The organism is Ornithinicoccus sp., from assembly GCF_057176825.1.
The window spans coordinates 1,362,566-1,380,948 of record NZ_CM169976.1; the positions used below are offsets into that span (position 1 = coordinate 1,362,566).

The 18,383-nt window shown below is 74.1% G+C and carries 13 protein-coding genes; 8 read left to right on the top strand and 5 right to left on the bottom strand.

Annotated elements, in window-relative coordinates; all coding sequences use genetic code 11:
• Nucleotides 1-7 precede the first annotated feature (7 nt).
• Together AC1QRC_RS07100 and AC1QRC_RS07105 are read left to right on the top strand one after the other, a co-directional pair.
• Nucleotides 8-3,163 (top strand): ATP-dependent helicase, encoded by a 3,156-nt coding sequence (locus tag AC1QRC_RS07100; protein ID WP_484206081.1) that lies wholly within the window; start codon nt 8-10, stop codon nt 3,161-3,163.
• Nucleotides 3,160-6,438 carry an ATP-dependent helicase gene (locus tag AC1QRC_RS07105; protein ID WP_484206082.1) on the top strand — a complete coding sequence of 1,093 codons (3,279 nt, stop codon included), beginning with the start codon at nt 3,160-3,162 and terminating at the stop codon, nt 6,436-6,438. The genes AC1QRC_RS07100 and AC1QRC_RS07105 overlap by 4 nt, the downstream gene beginning before the upstream one ends.
• On the opposite strand, the gene AC1QRC_RS07110 is transcribed toward AC1QRC_RS07105, so the two are convergent.
• A complete protein-coding gene (locus AC1QRC_RS07110; protein WP_484206083.1) occupies nt 6,420-8,048 on the bottom strand; it encodes a protein kinase family protein in 1,629 nt (542 codons plus the stop codon). The two genes, AC1QRC_RS07105 and AC1QRC_RS07110, sit on opposite strands and share 19 nt — an antisense overlap.
• 84 nt (nt 8,049-8,132) lie before the next feature.
• Between AC1QRC_RS07110 and nudC the strand changes: the two genes are divergently transcribed.
• From nudC to AC1QRC_RS07130, 4 genes are all read left to right on the top strand, one after another.
• A complete protein-coding gene (gene nudC / locus AC1QRC_RS07115) occupies nt 8,133-9,098 on the top strand; it encodes an NAD(+) diphosphatase (RefSeq protein ID WP_484206084.1) in 966 nt (321 codons plus the stop codon).
• On the top strand, nt 9,095-11,182 hold the full coding sequence (locus tag AC1QRC_RS07120) for an ATP-dependent DNA helicase UvrD2 (protein WP_484206085.1): 2,088 nt from the start codon (nt 9,095-9,097) through the stop codon (nt 11,180-11,182). The genes nudC and AC1QRC_RS07120 overlap by 4 nt, the downstream gene beginning before the upstream one ends.
• 544 nt (nt 11,183-11,726) lie before the next feature.
• The gene (locus AC1QRC_RS07125; RefSeq protein ID WP_484206589.1) at nt 11,727-11,978 is read left to right on the top strand and encodes a WhiB family transcriptional regulator; all 252 of its coding nucleotides are present in this window, start codon (nt 11,727-11,729) and stop codon (nt 11,976-11,978) included.
• A 51-nt stretch (nt 11,979-12,029) separates the two neighbouring features.
• Nucleotides 12,030-12,179, top strand: a complete 150-nt coding sequence (locus AC1QRC_RS07130; RefSeq protein WP_484206086.1) for a hypothetical protein — start codon at nt 12,030-12,032, stop codon at nt 12,177-12,179.
• 99 nt (nt 12,180-12,278) lie between these two features.
• Here AC1QRC_RS07130 and AC1QRC_RS07135 read toward each other — a convergent pair whose 3' ends face one another.
• From AC1QRC_RS07135 to AC1QRC_RS07145, 3 genes are all read right to left on the bottom strand, one after another.
• The gene (locus tag AC1QRC_RS07135) at nt 12,279-13,574 is read right to left on the bottom strand and encodes an ABC1 kinase family protein (protein WP_484206087.1); all 1,296 of its coding nucleotides are present in this window, start codon (nt 13,572-13,574) and stop codon (nt 12,279-12,281) included.
• A 124-nt stretch (nt 13,575-13,698) separates the two neighbouring features.
• Complete coding sequence (locus AC1QRC_RS07140; RefSeq protein WP_484206088.1) at nt 13,699-14,562, bottom strand: hypothetical protein; 864 nt, start codon at nt 14,560-14,562, stop codon at nt 13,699-13,701.
• A gap of 136 nt (nt 14,563-14,698) precedes the next feature.
• Complete coding sequence (locus tag AC1QRC_RS07145; protein ID WP_141786504.1) at nt 14,699-14,872, bottom strand: DUF5679 domain-containing protein; 174 nt, start codon at nt 14,870-14,872, stop codon at nt 14,699-14,701.
• Nucleotides 14,873-15,093: 221 nt separating this feature from the next.
• Between AC1QRC_RS07145 and AC1QRC_RS07150 the strand changes: the two genes are divergently transcribed.
• Nucleotides 15,094-15,687 (top strand): M48 metallopeptidase family protein, encoded by a 594-nt coding sequence (locus AC1QRC_RS07150; protein ID WP_484206089.1) that lies wholly within the window; start codon nt 15,094-15,096, stop codon nt 15,685-15,687.
• Nucleotides 15,688-15,726: 39 nt separating this feature from the next.
• Here the strand turns inward: AC1QRC_RS07150 and AC1QRC_RS07155 are convergent, their stop codons facing one another.
• Nucleotides 15,727-17,181, bottom strand: coding sequence for a zinc-dependent metalloprotease (locus tag AC1QRC_RS07155; RefSeq protein WP_484206090.1), 1,455 nt, complete (start codon nt 17,179-17,181; stop codon nt 15,727-15,729).
• A gap of 89 nt (nt 17,182-17,270) precedes the next feature.
• Here AC1QRC_RS07155 and AC1QRC_RS07160 point away from each other — a divergent pair, with 89 nt between their 5' ends.
• Nucleotides 17,271-18,377 carry an NAD-dependent epimerase/dehydratase family protein gene (locus tag AC1QRC_RS07160; protein ID WP_484206091.1) on the top strand — a complete coding sequence of 369 codons (1,107 nt, stop codon included), beginning with the start codon at nt 17,271-17,273 and terminating at the stop codon, nt 18,375-18,377.
• The last annotated feature ends 6 nt before the right edge of the window (nt 18,378-18,383 follow it).

The following is an 18,383-nucleotide window of genomic DNA, read 5'->3' on the forward strand; positions in this document are numbered from 1 at the left end:
ACGGGGGATGAGTGAGTCGCGCCCCAAGCCTGTGCTGGACCCCCGGCAGCAGGCGGCGGTCGAGCACCGCGGCGGGGTGCTGCAGGTCGTCGGGGGACCCGGCACCGGCAAGACGACGGTGGCCGTCGAGGCCGTGGCGGACCGGGTGCACCGGGACGCGGTTCCGGCGGACTCCGTGCTGGTGCTCGCACCCACTCGACTGGCTGCTGGGGCACTGCGGGTCGCGGTCACCACCCGGCTCGCCGCCACGACGACGGAGCCGTTGGCACGCACACCCTCCGCGCTCGCGTTCGCCGTCCTCCGGCAGGCGGCGGTGCTCGCCGGGCACCCGACGCCGCGGTTGCTGTCGGGAGCCGAGCAGGACCTGCTCCTGGCCGACCTGCTGGCCGGTCACCGGGAGGGCAGCGCGCCCGGCCCCGACTGGCCGGACGCGCTGCGGGGAGCACTGGGCACCCGGGGCTTCCGGGACCAGCTGCGGGACCTGCTGATGCGCGCGGTGGAGCACGGGCTCGAGGCCGAGGACCTCCGGGAGCTGGCCGCCCGGCACCAGCGTCCCGAGTGGCGCGCGGCGGCCGCGGTGTTGGAGGAGTACGACCAGGTCACGGCGCTGCGCAGCCCGGGGGCGTTCGACCCCGCCTGGATCTGCACGGCGGCGGCCGACCTGCTTGAGGAGGACCCGGCCGTGGCCGAACGGGTGCATCGGGCGCTGCGGGTCGTCGTCGTCGACGATGCCCACGAGCTCACCGCGTCCGCGTCCCGGCTGGTGCGGGCCCTCCACTCGCCGGGCACGGACCTGTTGCTGCTCGGCGACGGTGACCTGACGGTCCAGGGCTTCCGGGGGGCCGACCCCGCCCGGTTCGACCTGCTGGCCGCCGAGCTGGCCGGGTCGTCAGGGCCGACCCGGGTGGTGCTGGACACCCAGCACCGGATGCGGGAGGACCTGGCCGGTGCCGTGAGCCGGGTCGCCGAGCGGATCGGGGTGAGCAGCGGCACGGCCCACCGCCGGGCGCAGGCAGTGCGTCCAGGGGGACAGTGCACCGTGGTGACCGTACGCACCACCGCCCAGGAGACGGCATACGTGGCTGCGCGGTTGCGCAGGGCCCACCTGCTCGAGGGGGTCCCGTGGTCGCGGATGGCGGTCATCGCCCGGTCCCGCACGCGGCACGACGCCCTCCGGCGCGGGTTCGCCTCGGCGGGGGTCCCGGTGACGGTGCCGGGCGGCAGACTGCCGTTGCGCGACGAGCCGGCCGTGCGGGCCCTGCTCACCGCGTATGCCGTGTCTGTCCGGGGGAGCGACGACCATGCCGGCGGGGCTGCCCCGACGCCGGACGAGGCGGTGGAGCTGGTGACCTCCGTCCTCGGTGGGGCAGACCCCGTGGCCTTGCTCCGGCTGCGGCGTGCGCTGAGGGTCTCCGAGCACGCACGGGGGTCCGCCCGGCCGCCCGAGGAGGTCCTGGCGGGACTCTTGGCGGGCCCCCCGGCCGACCTCGCCGACGAGCCCGACCTGGGCCCGGCCCGCGCGGTGTCGGCCGTCCTGGCTGCGGGGCGTGCGGCGGCGGTCCGGGACGCTGACGGGCAGTGGGAGGGGGCGGTGACGGCCGAGTCGGTCCTCTGGTCGCTCTGGGAGGCGTCCGGACTGTCGGACCGCTGGGCGCGCCAGGCGTTGGGCGGCGGGGCCGCGGGGGCGCGGGCCGATCACGACCTCGACGCGGTGATGGTGCTCTTCGGCGCCGCGGCCGACTACGTCGAACGCCTGCCCGGGATGGGCCCCGAAGGCTTCCTGGAGCACGTCGCGGCCCAGGAGGTCACCCCGGACAGCCTGGTGGCACGGGCCCGCCCCGCCGAGGTCGTCGAGGTGCTCACGCCACAGGCCGCCGCGGGACGTGAGTGGGACCTGGTCGCGGTGGTCGGTGTCCAGGAGGGGGTCTGGCCCGACCTGCGGCTGCGGGACACGCTGCTGGGGGCGGAGACCCTGGTGAGCGTGCTGCGCGGACGCCCGGTCGATGGCCCGGAGGGCGCCCGGGCCGCACAGGCGCAGGTCCGTGCCGACGAGACCCGCCAGTTCCACAGCGCGGTGTCCCGCGCCCGGGAGGAGCTGCTCGTCACGGCAGTCGCGGGCACCGAGGAGCAGCCCTCCCCATTCCTGGACCTGCTGGACCCGGAGGCGACGCACCGTCGGGTCGAGGTGGTCCCTCAGGCGCTCACCCTGCGGGGGTTGGTGGGGGAGCTGCGCCGCGACCTGGTGCTGGCACACCGCGCGGGGGACCTCGCCACCCGGGACCGCGCCGCCCACCGCCTGCAGCGGCTCGTGGACGCGGGCGTTCCCGGGGCCGACCCCGACGGGTGGTGGGAGGCCAGGGAGGTCTCGGTCGACCGGCCGCTGCAGGAGTCCGGTCCCGTCTCGGTCTCCCCGTCCCGGGTGCAGACCTACGACGAGTGTGCGCTGCGCTGGTTGCTGTCCAGCCACGGCGGAGACCCCGGCGCCGCCGCCGCGTCCCTGGGCACCCTCGTGCACGACGTCGTATCCGCGGCGCCGGAGTCAGACCTGGAGACGCTGGACGCCGCGTTGGAGGCACGCTGGCCCGAGCTCGCTCTGGGGTCCGGCTGGGCCGACCGCCGGGAGCGGGAACGCGCGCGGGACATGCTGCGCCGCTACGTCGGCTACGTCGCCTCCAGTCGCGAGGCGGGCCAGGAGCTGGCCGCCGTCGAGATCCCCCTGGACGTGACCGTCGGGGACGCCCGCATCACCGGCCGCGCCGACCGGGTGGAGCGGGACGCGCAGGGGCGCCTGCGGATCGTGGACCTGAAGACGGGCGCGAGCAAACCGAGCGCCAAGGAGGTGCAGCGCCACCCCCAGCTCGGCGTCTACCAGGTGGCGGTGGCCGCCGACCCTGACCTGCTGGGCACGGAGGGGGAGCCCGCTGCCGGGTCCGGCGGCGCCGCCCTCGTCCACCTCGGCAGGGCCGCGGGCAAGGCGGCCGCCGTGCAGCAGCAGGTGCCGCTGCAGGAGGACGCCGAGCCGGACTGGGCGGACGACCTGCTGCGGCGCACCGCCGCCGGCATGGCGGGCGCCACCTTCCCGGCGACGGCCGGCGCCTGGTGCCGCACGTGCCAGGTGCGGTTCTCCTGCCCGCTGCAGCCGGAGGGGAGGACCCTGCGGTGAGCTACTCCGCCCACGACATCGCGGTGGCCGTCGGCAGCCCGCCTCCCACCCCGCAACAGTCCGCCGTCATCGAGGCGCCGCTGGAGCCCGCACTGGTGGTGGCCGGCGCCGGGTCGGGCAAGACCGAGACCATGGCCGCCCGGGTCGTCTGGCTGGTCAGCAACGGTCTGGCCCGCCCCGAGGAGGTCCTCGGCCTGACCTTCACCCGGAAGGCCTCGATCGAGCTCGCCGAACGCATCGGCACCCGGCTGCGCGCGGTACGGGAGGCCGGCCTCTGGCTCGCGGACGGCGACGAGGACACCCTCGCACTGCCCACGGTGTCGACCTACCACGCCTACGCCGGACGGCTGGTCAGCGAGCACGGGCTGCGGATCGGGATCGAGCCGGAGTCCCGGCTGCTGTCGGAGGCCGCCAGTTGGCAGCTGGCGGGTCAGGTGGTGCGTGGCTACGACGGTGAGATGGAGGAGGTTGGCCTGGCCGTGTCCACCGTCACGGAGGCGTTGCTCTCGGTCTCGGGCGAGCTGGCCGAGCACCTGGTGGAGCCGGACCGCGCGGAGGAGTTCCTGCACCACCTGGCCGACCGGGTCGGGGCGCTGCCGGGACAGGACCACAAGACCCCTCTCAAGGCCGGCGCCGAGACGGCACGCAGCCTGCGGGCCATGTCCCGGCTGTACCCGCTGGTGCGGGAGTACGCCGCACTGAAGCGCTCCTTGCGGGCCCTGGACTTCGCCGACCAGATGGCGGCGGCAGCGCGCCTGGCCCGGGAGCTGCCCGCGGTCGGGTCGCTGGAGCGGCAACGCTTCGGCGCCGTGCTGCTCGATGAGTTCCAGGACACCAGCGAGGCGCAGATGGTGCTCCTGGAGTCGCTGTTCGCCGGCCACCCGCTGCCGGTGACGGCAGTCGGCGACCCCCACCAGTCGATCTACGGGTGGCGCGGGGCCAGCGCGACCACGCTCACCCGGTTCCCCCAGCGGTTCCGGGCCGGCGCGGCGCCCGCGCCGGTCCTCGCGCTCAGCACGTCCTGGCGCAACGCCGACGTCGTGCTGCGGGCGGCCAACCGCACCGCGCGACCGTTACGGGAGGCCAGCAGGGTGCAGGTCGAGCAGCTGGCGGCCCGCCCGGGTGCACCGTCCGGGCGGATCGAGGCGGCCCGCCTGATCACCCACGAGGCGGAGGCGGCCCACGTCGCGCAGTGGGTGAGGAGCCGCTGGTTCACCCAGGACGGGACCCGCAGCGGACTGTCGGCCGCGGTGCTCTGCCGCAACCGGGCGCAGTTCGACGGCATGGTGCAGGCGCTGCGCGACCGGGGGCTTCCGGTCGAGGTCGTGGGTCTCGGGGGGCTGCTCAGCGCACCGGAGGTGGCGGACCTGGTGGCCCTGTTGACCGTGGCCCAGGATCCGGGCCGGGGTGATCAGCTGATGCGGCTGCTCACCGGCCCCGTCTGCCGCCTCGGCGCCGCTGACCTGGATGGGCTCTGGGCCTGGGCCCGCGCGTTGCACCGCCAGAGCGGAGCGCCGTCGTCCGAGCCGGCGCTCCTGTCCGAGGCGGTGCACCTGCCGCCCGCCCAGACCTGGACGTCCCCGCACGGACAGCGGGTCTCGGCCACGGGAGTGGCCAGGGTCACGGCCCTCGGTCGGGTGCTGGACCGGCTGCGTGGGCTGGTGGGCATCCCGTTGCCCGACCTGCTCGTCGAGGGGGAGCGCCTGCTGGGACTCGACATCGAGGTGGCGGCCGACCCCGACCAACCGGCGGCGTGGGCCCGTGCCCAACTCGATGCGCTCGGCGAGGTCGCCGCCGGCTTCGCCGCGTCGGCCGAGCGGCCCACGCTCGGTGGTTTCGTCGACTGGTTGGAGGCCGCCCGGGAGCGGGAGCGCGGGCTGGAGCCCGCGGAGGTCTCGGTGTCCACAGAGGCCGTCCAGGTTCTCACCGTCCACGCGGCCAAGGGTCTGGAGTGGGACGTCGTGGCGATCCCCGGGCTGGCCGAGGCCGTCTTCCCCTCGCACACGGGCAGGGCCCGGGTCGAGGACGGCGGGTGGACCGTGCCCGAGCCCACCGACGGGGGCTGGCTGACCGGGATCGGCTCGCTGCCCTACCCGCTGCGCGGTGACGCCGAGGGACTGCCGGCGATGCCGTGGGCGAGCCTCACCGACACCACCCACCTGCGGGACTCCCTGGCAGGGTTTCGGACCGCCGGGGGGCGTCACCAGCTGACCGAGGAGCGGCGCCTGGCCTACGTCGCCTTCACCCGGGCCCGGTCCGAGATGCTCCTGACCGCTCCCGTCTGGTCGACCGGATCCACCCCCCGGGTGACCTCCCGGTTCCTCGAGGAGCTCATCGCTGACCCCGACTGCCCGGTCCAGATCACCCGATGGGACCCGATGCCGGACCCTGCTGACCCCGCGGCCGCCGTCAACCCGCTCCTGGAGGAGGAGACCCGGTCCGGCTGGCCGGTGACCCCCGACTCCCGGCGTGTCGAGGCGCGGGACCTGGTGCGGGCCGTGCTGGACGCGAGGCGTGCCACCGGCGCGGCGTCCCCGTCCCCGGTCCCTGCCGACCCGGGCACCGGCCCCGATCCTGCGGCGCCCGATGCCGAGCGCGACAGCCAACTGGAGATGCTGCTCGCCGAGCGGGCCAGACTCCGGGACGCGCGCGGACCGCTGGGGTCGACGGCGCCCGGGCACCTGTCCACCTCCGCGCTCGTCGAGCTGTCCGCCGACCCCGAGACGTACTGGCGCCGGCAACGTCGCCCCGTGCCGACCCCGCCGGCCACCCAGGCGCGGGCGGGCACCGAGTTCCACAGTTGGGTGGAGCAACACTTCGCGGCGGCTGCCCTCGTCGACCTGGACGACCTCCCGGGGATCGTCGAGGAGGCCGGCACCCCCGACCTGTCCCGCCTGCGCGAGAACTTCCTGGCGTCGCCCTGGTCACGCCGCACCCCGCACGCGGTGGAGATCGCGGTCGAGACGCTCGTCGCGGGGGTCCCGGTCAGGGGACGGATCGACGCCGTCTTCGTCGACGGCGAGGGCAGGCACACGATCGTGGACTGGAAGACGGGCGCACAGGGGGACGCCTCCGCACGCGCGCGCAGGGCGGTCCAACTCGCCGCCTACCGGGTGGCCTATTCACGGCTGACCGGGGTGCCGGTCGAACGGATCGACGCGGCCTTCTTCTTCGCGGCCAGTGGGGTCACCGAGGCTCCTGAGCTGATGGGGGAGCAGGAGCTTGAGGGCCTGGTGGCAGGGCTGCTCAGCAGCAGTCAGGCCGACCCTTCCTGACGGGGTGAGTCCGCATCGTCCGTGGGGTCGTCGGGATCGGCGGCATCCTCGCCCGGCTCGTCCTCCGCCTCTCCCGGATCGTCGTCGGTGCCCGCCGGCTCGTCCTCGGCGCTTGCGGGCTCCCCCTCCGTCGGCATGCCGTAGAGGGTGTGCAGCCGCTCCCGCTCCTCCTCGGCGGGGCTTTCGGACGTTGTGGGAGAGACCTCCTCCGCAGCCGGGGGGCTCGGCTCGTGGCGAGGGGGCTCGTCGCTGGGGTCCTCGCCGGTGACGGCCTCGTCGGCTGCTGGTGTCTCGGTTTCCGTGTCCTCGGTCGTGGGCACCTCGGCTGCCACGTCAGGGTCGTCACTGCCCGGCGTCTCGGCGACGGGGATCTCCTCGGTGCGGTCCTCGGTGCCGACCTCAAGGTCTTCGTCGGCCCGTGCCTCGTTGGCCGGATCCTCCTCACCGGTGTGGGGCACCGTCTGCCAGGCGCCGCCGCGGTCCGAGACCTCCACGACCCCGGTCTCAAGGGAGTCCGTCGAGCCCCGTCCGCCAGCAGCGGCGTCCGCCTCGTCCTCGGCCGCAGCCTCACCCGCGGCCTCCCCGTCGACCGGTCCGGTGACGTCCGAGGACGGGGTGGACGGAGCCGCCGCGGCCGGGGCGGTTTCGACCAGGGCGGTGCGCGGGACCAGGGAGTCGTCGACCGAGGTGAGCCGGTCCAGCTTGCGCAGCCGCTCCGCACGGTCCCGGACCGTCTCGTCGTCCTCGGAGTCGACGGCGCGGGCCAGCCCCGTGATGAGCGCCAGTTCGGAGGCGAGACGCGCGCGGTGGACCAGATAGCCGTCCGGGCGCTGGGACCGCGCCATGGAGTAGCTCTCCAGCACCGCGTCGACCACGGCCGGGCTCGCCTGTCGCACGAGGGCGGCGAAGTCGTCGGCGGGGTCGGCGACCTGGGCGTTCTCCCACCCGGTCAGGGCAACCACCCTGCCCGTGGCCGCGTCGTCGCCGGAGAAGGCGACCAGGAAGGATCCGCCGTCGAGTGAGCCGTGGGTGGCCGTCGTGGAGAACTGCCACAGGGCAGGGGCCTCGAGGGCCTGCTCCCACCGCGTCAGCAGGCCGGTGGGCACGTGGCCCGTCTCGGCGGCACGGTCCAGGTCCGCCAGTCGGCGGGTGCGGTAGGCCGCCGCGTCGAAGACGGGTGTGCCGGCCTCCTCGAACAGGTCGCGCTGGATGTTGTGGACCGCCGCCACCGCGCGGCCCACGGCCGCCGTCAGGCCGGGACCCGCCGGAAGGGTGCGGAAGTTGAGGGCCGAGCCCTCGACATACGGGTAGACAGCAGCCCGCCCCGCCGGCCCCAGGTCGGCGTAGCCCGCCGCAGCCGGCACCTTGAAGGGCAGGTGGCGGCCCAGCATCCGGATCAGGGTGTCGTTGCGTTCCAGCTCGGCCCCGCCGGCGGCGTCCAGGGGAGCCCGGACCACCCAGGTGCGGCCCGTCGCGTCCTCGATGAACGCGACCTGGTAGCGCGGGGTGGGCTGGTCGGACGCCGGCCGCACGCCGGTGACCGACACGGGCTTCATGCCGGGAACGGCGGCGGTGGCCAGCGCGGCGAGGGCAAGGTCACTACGGGTCACCCCAACACCGTATGCCGTGTGCTTGCCCAAGCGTGGCAGGACGCCCCGCACGTCGGGTCACCGGAGCCGTCCTACAGTGGCACGGTGAGCCCCTCCGTCGACTACCTGCTGGACCTCTCGCTCTCCCGGGGGACCCTCGACCGATCCGCCACGCACCGGCGTGACCCGGACCTGATCAAGGCCCTGCTCGCGGATCCCGACACCCGGGTGCTGGACCTGGTGGACAACCAGGCGCCGACCTGCCGCGTCGACGGGGTGCTGCGCCTAGTCTTCCGGCCCCCGTCCTTCGGGGACGCCGACCGGCTCGTGCTCTATCTGGGCCGCGGGCCCGACGGTGTCTCCTACGTCGCGCTCCCCAGCGCGGTGGCGGAGCCGGAGTCCGGGGGCGGTGGCCCGGCGCCGGGTTGGCGCACCCTGCGGGAGGCCGGGGCCGACCTGGACGACACCGATGCCGGGGTCTTCACCAGCGCTCTCGCGCTGGTCAACTGGCATGTCCGGCACCCGCGCTGTCCCCGCTGCGGGGCAGCCACGGTGCCGGAGCAGGGGGGCTGGTCGCGCCGGTGCACCGACGACGGGTCGGAGCACTTCCCGCGGACCGACGCGGCGATCATCGTGGCGGTGACCGACCCGGAGGACCGGCTGCTGCTGGCCGGCGGACCGCACTGGCCGGAGAAGCGGATGTCCGTGCTCGCCGGCTTCGTCGAGGCCGGGGAGTCCCTCGAGGCGACGGTGGTGCGGGAGGTGGCCGAGGAGGTCGGCGTCCACGTGGAGGACGTGATCTACCGGGGGAACCAGCCCTGGCCGTTCCCCGCCTCCCTGATGGTCGGCTTCTCGGCCCGGGCCACCGGCACCGAGCTGGAGTTGGACCAGGAGGAGATCGTGCGGGCCGAGTGGTTCACCCGCGGCGAGTTGAACGGGGCGCTGCGCAGCGGAGAGGTCGAGCTGCCGCCCCGGGTGTCCATCGCCCGGCGGCTTATCGAGGACTGGTTCGGAGGCCCGTTGGAGATGGCCGAGGAGGTCAGCGGGCCGTTCCGGGGGAGCGACGCGTGACTGTCCCGGCCTCTGCCGACGAGGTGCTCGCGGCGCTGGACCCCGATCAGCGCCGGGTCGCCGAGCAGCCCCTCGGCCCGATGTGCGTGCTCGCGGGCGCCGGCTCCGGCAAGACGCGGGCCATCACGCACCGCATCGCCTACGGCGTCTGGTCCGGCGCCTACCCGGCGCACCGGGTGCTGGCCGTGACCTTCACCGCGCGCGCCGCCGGTGAGATGCGCAGCCGGCTGCGCGGGCTCGGGGTCCCCGGGGCACAGGCCCGGACCTTCCACGCCGCGGCGCTGCGCCAGCTCCAGTACTTCTGGCCCCAGGCGGTGGGTGGCGCCCCGCCGGAGGTCCTCTCGCACAAGGCTCCCGTCGTGGCGGAGGCCGCCGGTCGACTCCGCCTGCGCACCGACCGCACCGAGTTGCGGGACCTGGCCTCGGAGATCGAGTGGGCCAAGGTGAGCATGCTCACGCCCGAGACCTACCCGCCCGCCGCCCGGCGGGACGGGAGGTCGCCGGCCGGCTACGAGCCCACGGCGGTTGCCCGCCTGATGGAGGCCTACGAGGAGGTCAAGGGGGAGCGGCACGTCATCGACTTCGAGGACGTCCTGCTCCTGATGGCCGGCATCCTGGCCGAGCACCCGCAGATCGCCGCGGCAGTTCGCGACCAGTACCGCCACTTCGTGGTGGATGAGTACCAGGACGTCAACGCCGTCCAGCAGCAACTGCTCGACCTGTGGCTGGGTGGACGGGGTGACATCTGCGTGGTGGGGGACCCCGCCCAGACCATCTACTCCTTCACCGGGGCCTCGCCCCGTCACCTCCTCGACTTTCCGAAGGCCCACCCCGACGCCGAGACCGTGCGGCTGGTCCGCAACTACCGGTCCAGCCCGCAGGTGGTGGCCCTGGCCAACACGGTGCTGGGGGCCGCCCCGGGGGCCACCGCGGTCCGACTGCAGGCGGTGGCCGAGCCGGGTCCGGCCCCGCGCGTGGTCCGCTACGACGACGACGTCGCGGAGGCGGCAGGCACCGCAGCCGCCATCGAGGACCTGATCCGGGGCGGTCAGGAGGCGGCGGGGATCGCCGTCCTGTTCCGCACCAACGCCCAGTCCGAGGCGATCGAGCACGCCCTGGGCGCGGCAGGACTGCCCTACCTGGTGCGTGGGGGAGAACGGTTCTTCTCCCGCTCCGAGGTGCGGCAGGCGATCCTGCTGCTGCGTGGGGCGGCCCGCTCCGACGACGCGAGCACCACGCTCGGGCGGGTGGTCCGCGACGTCCTCAGCGGGGCGGGGTGGACACCGGAGCCACCGTCGGCCTCCGGCGCCACCCGGGAACGGTGGGAGTCCCTGCAGGCACTGGTCAACCTGGCAGAGGACCTGTCGGCGGCGGACCCAGAGCTGCGGCTGCCCGGATTGGTGGCCGAGCTCGACCGCAGGATCGCCGAGCAGCACGCCCCCATCGTGCAGGGGGTGACCCTCGCCTCCCTCCATGCCGCGAAGGGGTTGGAGTGGGACGTGGTCTTCCTGGTCGGCTGCAGCGAGGGACTGTTGCCGATCTCGGTGGCCGAGGGGCCGGAGCGGGTCGAGGAGGAACGGAGGCTGCTCTACGTCGGGTTGACCCGGGCGCGCCGGGAGATCCGGTTGAGCTGGGCCGCCACGCGCGGCGGGGGAGGGCGTGCCACCCGGCGGATGAGCAGGTTCCTCCACCCGGCCGCCGGCTTGCTCGGCATGACCCAGGAGGCGACCGGCCCCGGCCGTGCCCGCGCACCCCGCACCCCGAAGCGGCGCAAGGTCTGCCGGGGGTGCGGGGGTGAGCTGGGGAGCGCGGCCGAGCGCAAGGTCGGCCGGTGCGACTCGTGCCCGCCCACGTATGACGAGGCCACCTTTGAGGCGTTGCGGGAGTGGCGGCGGGTGACGGCCCGGGAGGCGGAGGTGCCGGCATACGTGGTCTTCACCGACGCGACGCTCACCGCGATCGCGGAGGGAACCCCCTCGGACACCACGGAACTGGGTCGGATCGCCGGCGTGGGCCCGGCCAAACTCGACCGCTACGGCGCGGCGATCCTGCAGATCCTGGGGTCGGCAGAAGATTCTGAATAAATACCTTGCACGGCTCAGATAGGGAGCCGTACTCTGTTTCTTGTCCAGCCCGCGGAGGTCGATTTCGGCCGCGCGCGGGGCGAGCAGTTTGAGTCCGAGAGGAGGGTGGAAACGATGGAGACCATGATCGCGATCGACATGGAGCACCGGGGCACCGGTGTGTGCGATTCCACCCCCCGGGCCTTCCGGCTGCGTGGGACCGGCGCCTTCGCCGGCGGAGTCGTTCCGTCCCCCGCCCCTGCCGCAGATGCGGCGTTCCCTGCTGTCCAGGTGAGGTAGCACCGACTACCACTCCTCGCCGGCCGCGGAACCCCATCTGAGGATCCGCGGCCTTTCGTTTGTGCCAGTGCGTACAGCTCGGCCCGGATCCTCCCCCGAAATCTTCAGGAGGACCGCCATGACCGATCACGATCGGTGGCCGAGCCAGGGCCGCCGTACCAGCACCCAGCACACCCGCGAGGAAAGGAACAGCGTGTCTAGCCACGCAGGCGTCGTCGACGCCCCACCAGCCTGGGACAGCGCACCGAGCACCTGGGACTCCGCCGTGCTGGCGGACGACCCGGCGCTGCCCTGCCGGCAGCACCCGGCCGACCTGTGGTTCGCCGAGCTCCCCGAGGACGTCGAGCTGGCCAAGTCGCTGTGCGGCGACTGCCCGCTGCGCCAGCAGTGCCTCGCGGGGGCCCTGGACCGCTCCGAGCCGTGGGGCGTCTGGGGAGGCCAGCTGGTGCTCCAGGGCACCGTGGTCCCGCGCAAGCGGCCCCGCGGCCGACCCCGCAAGAACCCCGTGGCTGCCTGACCTGGCAGCCCGGTCCACCCATCGTTTCCCCACACCCCGAAGGAGGGCGTCATGTTCCAGTCCCTTGACCAGGAGCTCGCTCGCGCCCGGCACCTGGAGCGGATGCAGCTGCTGCACCACGAGCACAGCAACCGCCCGGGTCGCGACCTGACCGACCAGTCCTGGTCGGCCCGGCGCAGCCGGTCCCGCCGCGGCCGGTGACCCGCCCGTGGCGGTCACCCGTGACCGGACCCGACCGGTCACCCGCACCAGCGGGACGAGCACACACCGACTGAGGCGGTGCCACCAGATGGCACCGCCTCAGTTCGTGTCCGGGGCCGCACTCTCGGCCAGGGGAGGGAGCTCGATCCCCGGGAGGAACCGGTCGACCACGGCACGGGTGCGCACGTCCACGCCCATCTGGCAGAGCACCGCGGTGCCGCCCAGCCACACCCGGTGGATCAAGAGGTACTGCGGGGGAAGGTTCAGCCGCAGCGACACCCGGAAGGCGGTGCCGCGCGGGTCGTTGATGTCGGCGGTCACCGATTGCAGCCAGTCCCGGGTGAACGGGAACTCATCCACCCGGCACGGTGCGACGAACGGCTCGAGAAAGGCCAGCAGCTCTGCAGGATCGATGTCCACCGTGTCCCGCACGAAGCCCTGGTCGCGCAGCCCGTCCAACAGGGTGTCGGCGTCCTCCCGCAGCGCCACCGTCAGCAGCTGCCCCATCTCGATCGGCAGTCCGTCGGGCAACCGGTCGACGGCGCCGAAGTCGACCACGCCCAGCCGTCCGTCCGGGGTCAGCCGGAAGTTGCCCGGGTGCGGATCGGCGTGCAAGAGCCCCACCCGGCTCGGAGCTCCCAACAGGAACCGGATGTAGCGCTCGGCCACCTGCTCCAACCCTGCCCGGTCGCCGTCCCGAATGAGCCGGTTCAGGGGTGCACCCTCGAGCCACTCGCTGACCACGACCCTCGGACCCGATGCCAGGACCCGGGGGACCACCACGTCCGGATCGTCGGCATACGCCTGGGCGAAGGCGTCCTGGGACCAGGCCTCCCGCCGGTAGTCCAGCTCCTCGGACATCCGCTCCTGCAGCTCGGTGATCACCGGCGACAGGTCCATGCCCGGCAGGAGGGGACCGATCATCCGACTGATCCGGCCCAGTTGGCGCAGGTCGGAGCGGAGTGCCTCATCCGCGCCGGGGTACTGGATCTTCACAGCGACGGGGGTGCCGTCCTCCCAGACCCCGCGGTGCACCTGCCCGATGGACGCGGCCGCGGCAGCGGTGTCGTCGAACTCGCGGAACCGGTCGCGCCAGGACGGGCCCAGGGACTCCTCCACGACCTCGGTCAGCTCGCCCGACGGGACCGGCGGCGCCTGGTCCTGCAGGCGGACCAGGGCCTGACGGTAGGGCCCGGCCAGGTCCTCCGGGACGGCCGCCTCGAACACCGATAGGGCCTGGCCGACTTTCATCGCCCCACCCTTCAGCTCCCCGAGTGCCGCGAACACCTCCTCTGCGGTCCGCTGACGCAGCTCGGCGCTGACGGCGTCCCCCGGCGCCCCACCGAGTCGCCTGCCCAACCCGACGGCGGCTCGGCCCGCGACGCCCAGGGGCAACCGGGCCAGTCGTAAGGCACGGCCCGCCCCGGACCGGGCGAAGGGAGCGGGCTCCTCGGTCATGATGCCCTCCTCCCTGTGGCCGTGGGACCGACAGGATCTCAGCCTAATCTGGGCGCACTCCTTAGGCGGTCCGCCTCGACTGGCAGGGGCAGCCGGGGTGCGATGCCCACTGGCGCATGGTGACGGCACCGCGGGGCAGGCTCACCTCCCACGTGGTGCCAGGGGAGACCTGCCGCCCCGAGAGGTGGTCGCGGACCACCATCGCGCAGACCGCTGCGGCCGACGCGCACAACGCAGGGTCGGCGCCGACCGGGTCGGCGAGGTCGGTAGCCGACGGGGCGACCTGGGCGAGGAGACGCGGCCACGCCTCGTCGCGGTCCCGGCGGTGCAGGTCCAGGCAGTGCAGGCACGGACCGGCGCTCGGGTCGGCCGGTGGTTCCCGCGGGGGGCTGACCAGGGGGCCGATGACGACCCGGCCGGCATGGGCGACCATCGGCAGGTGCGGCAGGCGACGGGCCCACCACAGGGGGGCCTCCTGCGGTGACACGGCGCCGCGGGCCACGAGGACGACGAGCTCGGCTGGGGCGTCCTCGCGCCAGAGCGCCCCGACCTCGCCGACCCCGCAGCGCACCAACTCCTCGCGGACCCGCTCCGGGAGCGGACCCCGGCCCAGCACACACACCTCACGGCCCCGGAGTGCGGCGGTCCCGTCGCCGGATCCTGCCGGCGCGGGGGAGAGCAGGCCGTGTCGACGCAGCAGCGCCACCAGGTCACGGGCCCGGTCCGGCGCCACGCCGTGACGGCGGGCCAGGTCGGGCAGGGCCTCCTCGGCGCGCAGTGCCCGCAGGGTCAGGAGCAGGTCCGCCTCGTCCTCGGTGAGCCCGCTGAGGACGCAACCGGGCCCCGGCCAGAGCCCGAACTGCACCACGCCCGGCGCCCGGCGCGCGGGCAAGGCGTCGGGGTGCAGGCGCAACGGTGTCGACACGCTCCACAGCGTGGCAGGTCGCCGCCGCCCCGTCGCGCAGGATCCACAGGGCCGCGACCACACGGGCCGTACACCACGACGCGGGGCGGGACCGACAGTGGTGTCGGTCCCGCCCCGCGTCAGGTCGTGGTGCAGGTCAGGCGCTGGCGGCCTTGCCCAGGATGCGGTTCAGGTTGGTGCCGCAGACGGGGCACTTGCCCTTGGCCATCCGCCGACCGTTGGTCTCGACGACGTTGCCCTCTGCCTCGCGCTTCTCCTTGCACTTCACGCAGTAGAACTCGCCCTTGTAGGTCTCGCCGGTCTCGGCCATGTCACTCTCCTTCTTCGCTCGGACGGGTGTCCGATCTCGAGGGGCCGTCTGGCCCTGTCTTGCCCTTCACACTAACCGGATCGTGCGTGCATGCCGTGGTTGTGTGACGAACCCGGCCCGGCGTGTCGTCGTGCTCAGGAGTGCGGGATCGGCCATGTCGGCGGGAGCGTCTACGGTCTGTCCATGGACGTGAGGAGTCGTGACGCAGCGGAGCGGGACCGGTGAGCGGCCCCCTGGACGCCCCGCCCGAGCGGGTCGAGATCCGACGCAGCGCACGGCGCAAGCGCACCGTGACCGCCCGGGTGGAGGGCGACCGCATCGTGGTGTTGATGCCGGCCGGGCTGAGCAGCGCCCAGGAGGAGCGTCACGTCACGGCTCTGGTGGACAAGCTCCGCAAGGGGCACCAGCGCAAGCGCCTCCAGGCGGAGGACCTGATGCCGCGTGCGATGCGTCTCTCCCGCCAGCACCTGGACGGTCGCGCCGTGCCCACCGAGGTGCGTTGGGTGACCAACCAGCGGTCCCGGTGGGGTTCCTGCAGCCCGGACACCGGGCGGATTCGCCTGTCCAGCCAGTTGGAGGGCATGCCCGGATGGGTGGTCGACGCGGTGCTGGTGCACGAGTTGGCGCACCTGGTCGTGCCGGACCACGGACGCGGTTTCCAGGCGCTGGTGCGCCGCTACCCCCGGTATGCCGAGGCGACCGCCTTCCTGCACGGCGTCAGTTGGGCGCGGGGCAGTCAGACGGGGGGTCTGGACGAGGACGACGTCGCGGCCGAGGGCGACGGTGTCGTCCCCGAGGGTGCCCAGGACGAGTAGCCGACTCGCCGGGGCCACACGCGGGGGAGCAATCGTCGGTCAGGCAGGCCCGTCGGGTCCGTCGCCGCGGAGCAGCCGGTCCAGCTCGGCGTCCATGTCGTCCCCACCCGAGGCTCCCTGCGCGCCCCCGTGCCGCTCGACGAAGCCGAGGGGGTCATCGAGATCGGCGGCGGTTGGGGCCACGTCGGGGTGTGCCCAGGCCCGGTCCCGCTCGGCCTGTCCGTGCGCGGACTCCAGCGCGGCCCAGAGATTCGCGGCGTCCCGCAACCGACGCGGACGCAGCTCCAGCCCGACCAGCGAGGCGAACACCTTCTCCGCGGGTCCCCCGGTGGCCCGGCGGCGCCGGACCGCCTCGGCGAGGGCGTCGGCGTGGGGCAGGTGAGCGGCGACGGCCCGTTCGCAGACCAGGTCCACCCACCCCTCGACGAGGGCGAGGTAGGTCTCCAACCGTGCCAGCGCGGCCTCCTGTGCCGGGCTCGGCTCGGGCGTGAAGAGCTGATCGGCCAGCGCCTCCTGCATGGCCTGCGGGTCCTGTGGGTTGACCGAGCGCAACGTCTCCTCGATGCCCTCGGTGTTGATCGAGATGTCGCGGGCGTAGTCCTCGACGGCGGTGAGCAACTGGGGGCCCAACCAGGGGACGCCGGCAAACAGCCGCACCCGGGCCGCCTCCCGGACCGCGAGGTACAGGTGGACCTCCCCGGCGTCCACGGAGAGCCCCTCGGCGAACGCTGCGACATTGGCCGGCAGGATCGCCACGACCTCCCCGGACAGCAGGGGCAGCCCGACCTCGGTGCCGCTCACGGTCTCGCCCGCGAGCGTGCCGACCGCCTGGCCCACCTGGGCGCCGAACATGGCGCTGCTCATCTTGCGCATCATGGGCTGGATCTGGCCCAGCATCGCTGCCGGGTTCATGCCCGGTGGCAGCCCGGGGATCTCCGGGAGTCCACCTTCGGGTGTCTCCTCGCCGAGGGCCCGCATCTGGTCCTGCATGGTGCTGGTGATCGCCGCCCCCACGCCCGCGGCCACCGGCTCGGTGACCCTGCGCCATACCGGCATGGTCTCCTCGACCCACTCGGCCCGGCTGAGCGCCCGGGCGCCGCCCTCCGGCGGGTTGAGCTCGGTGACCTGGTCTAGCCAGAGGTTGGCCACCTGAACCACCTGCTCGACGTCGCGCCCGGTCGCCGACCCCACGACGTGGTCGCCCGCCTCGGCCACCATCCGGCGCGCGGCATCGGTGGCCACCTGCTGGTTCATCGCCCCACCGTCGTCGGCTGCCATCATGGCCTGCACCTGGGACTGGATCATCTGCATCATCCCCGGGTCCGCGGCGTCCAGGCCGAAGGACTTCATCGCCTCCTGGAGCTCCGGCGGGAGCTGCCCCCCGAACAGGGCGGCGAACGGGTCACCGGACGCAGGCTCGCCCCGCGCCGGCTCGTGGGGTTCCTGCCCGTCCGGTCGCTGGTCGTCGTCGGGGGGCGGTTGCTGGTCGGCCACGATGAGTCCTTCCCGGATGGTCTGCCGTGGGCCCGCGGTGGGGGCCTGACAGGATGAGTCTTCACCATGACAACCACGAGGAGGTGGCCGTGAGTTCCCCAGGAGCGCCGGTTCGCTCTCGGCGTAGCCCCGCCTCGCTGCGGGTTGCTGTCACCAGGGCCTCCTCGACCTTCGCCGCGACCCTGACCCGGGAGATCGCCGCGTCCGGGGACGTCGTGGTGGGCCTGGACCAGCGCACCGGGATCTCCGCGGACGTGGACTGGAGGATGGCGGACATCACCTCCCCGCAGGTCGTGGAGGCCCTGCACGACGTGGACGCCCTGGTGCACGTGGCCAACGACGCTGATCTGGTCCGGTCCCTGGCCCAGCCGGCGGCCACCCGCCGTGCCCGTCTGGTCCGGGAGGCGCAGACCCTCACCACCGCCGCCGCGGCAGCAGGCGTGGGACACCTGGTCGTGATCACCTCGGCCATGATCTACGGCGCACGGCCCGACAACCCGGTGCCGATGCCCGACGACAGTCCCCTGCGAGCCCAGGACACCGAGGGGGTGGTGGCCGACCTCCTCGCGGTCGAGGAGATCCTGGAGACGGCCCGCACCGTCCACCCGGGCCTGCGCCTGACGGTCGTCCGGCCCGCGGCCCTGGTGGGGCCCTCCGTCGACACCATCATCACGCGCCACTTCGAGGCACCCCGCCTGCTGGTGCTCCGGGATCGCCGGCCGACGTGGCAGTTCTGTCACGTCGAGGACCTGGGCAGGGCGCTGGTCACGGTGCTGCACGCGGACGGCCCCCCGGTCGTCACCGTGGGCTCGTGGGGCAGCCTCAGCCAGGAGGAGGTCCAGGAGATCTCCGGCCTGCGCAGCGTCGAGCTGGCCGCGGCGGCGGCAGACGCGGCCGCGGACCGGCTGCACCGGGTGGGTGTCCTGCCGCTCCCCGCCTCGGACCTGGCCTACGTGTCCCACCCCCTCGCGATCGACCCGCAGGCGCTCGCCGCACTCGGGTGGGCCCCCGCCTACGACAACGCGGCGGCGCTCACCGTGTTGCTGGAGGGGGTGCGTGGGCACCACGCGGTCATGGCCCGGCGGGTGGAGCGGCGAGACGCCGCCGCCCTGGGTGCCGCCGCCGGCGTGGCGAGCGCCGCGGTCGCAGCGGCCGCCACCGCGGCCCTGATGCGACGCAGGCGACGTAGGGGTTGAGCAGGC

Coding starts and splice junctions, on each gene's coding strand:
- AC1QRC_RS07145 (WP_141786504.1), bottom strand. CDS start 14,872: ATGGCCGAGACCGGCGAGACCTACAAGGGCGAGTTCTACTGCGTGAAG.
- AC1QRC_RS07130 (WP_484206086.1), top strand. CDS start 12,030: ATGTTCCAGTCCCTTGACCAGGAGCTCGCTCGCGCCCGGCACCTGGAG.
- AC1QRC_RS07100 (WP_484206081.1), top strand. CDS start 8: ATGAGTGAGTCGCGCCCCAAGCCTGTGCTGGACCCCCGGCAGCAGGCG.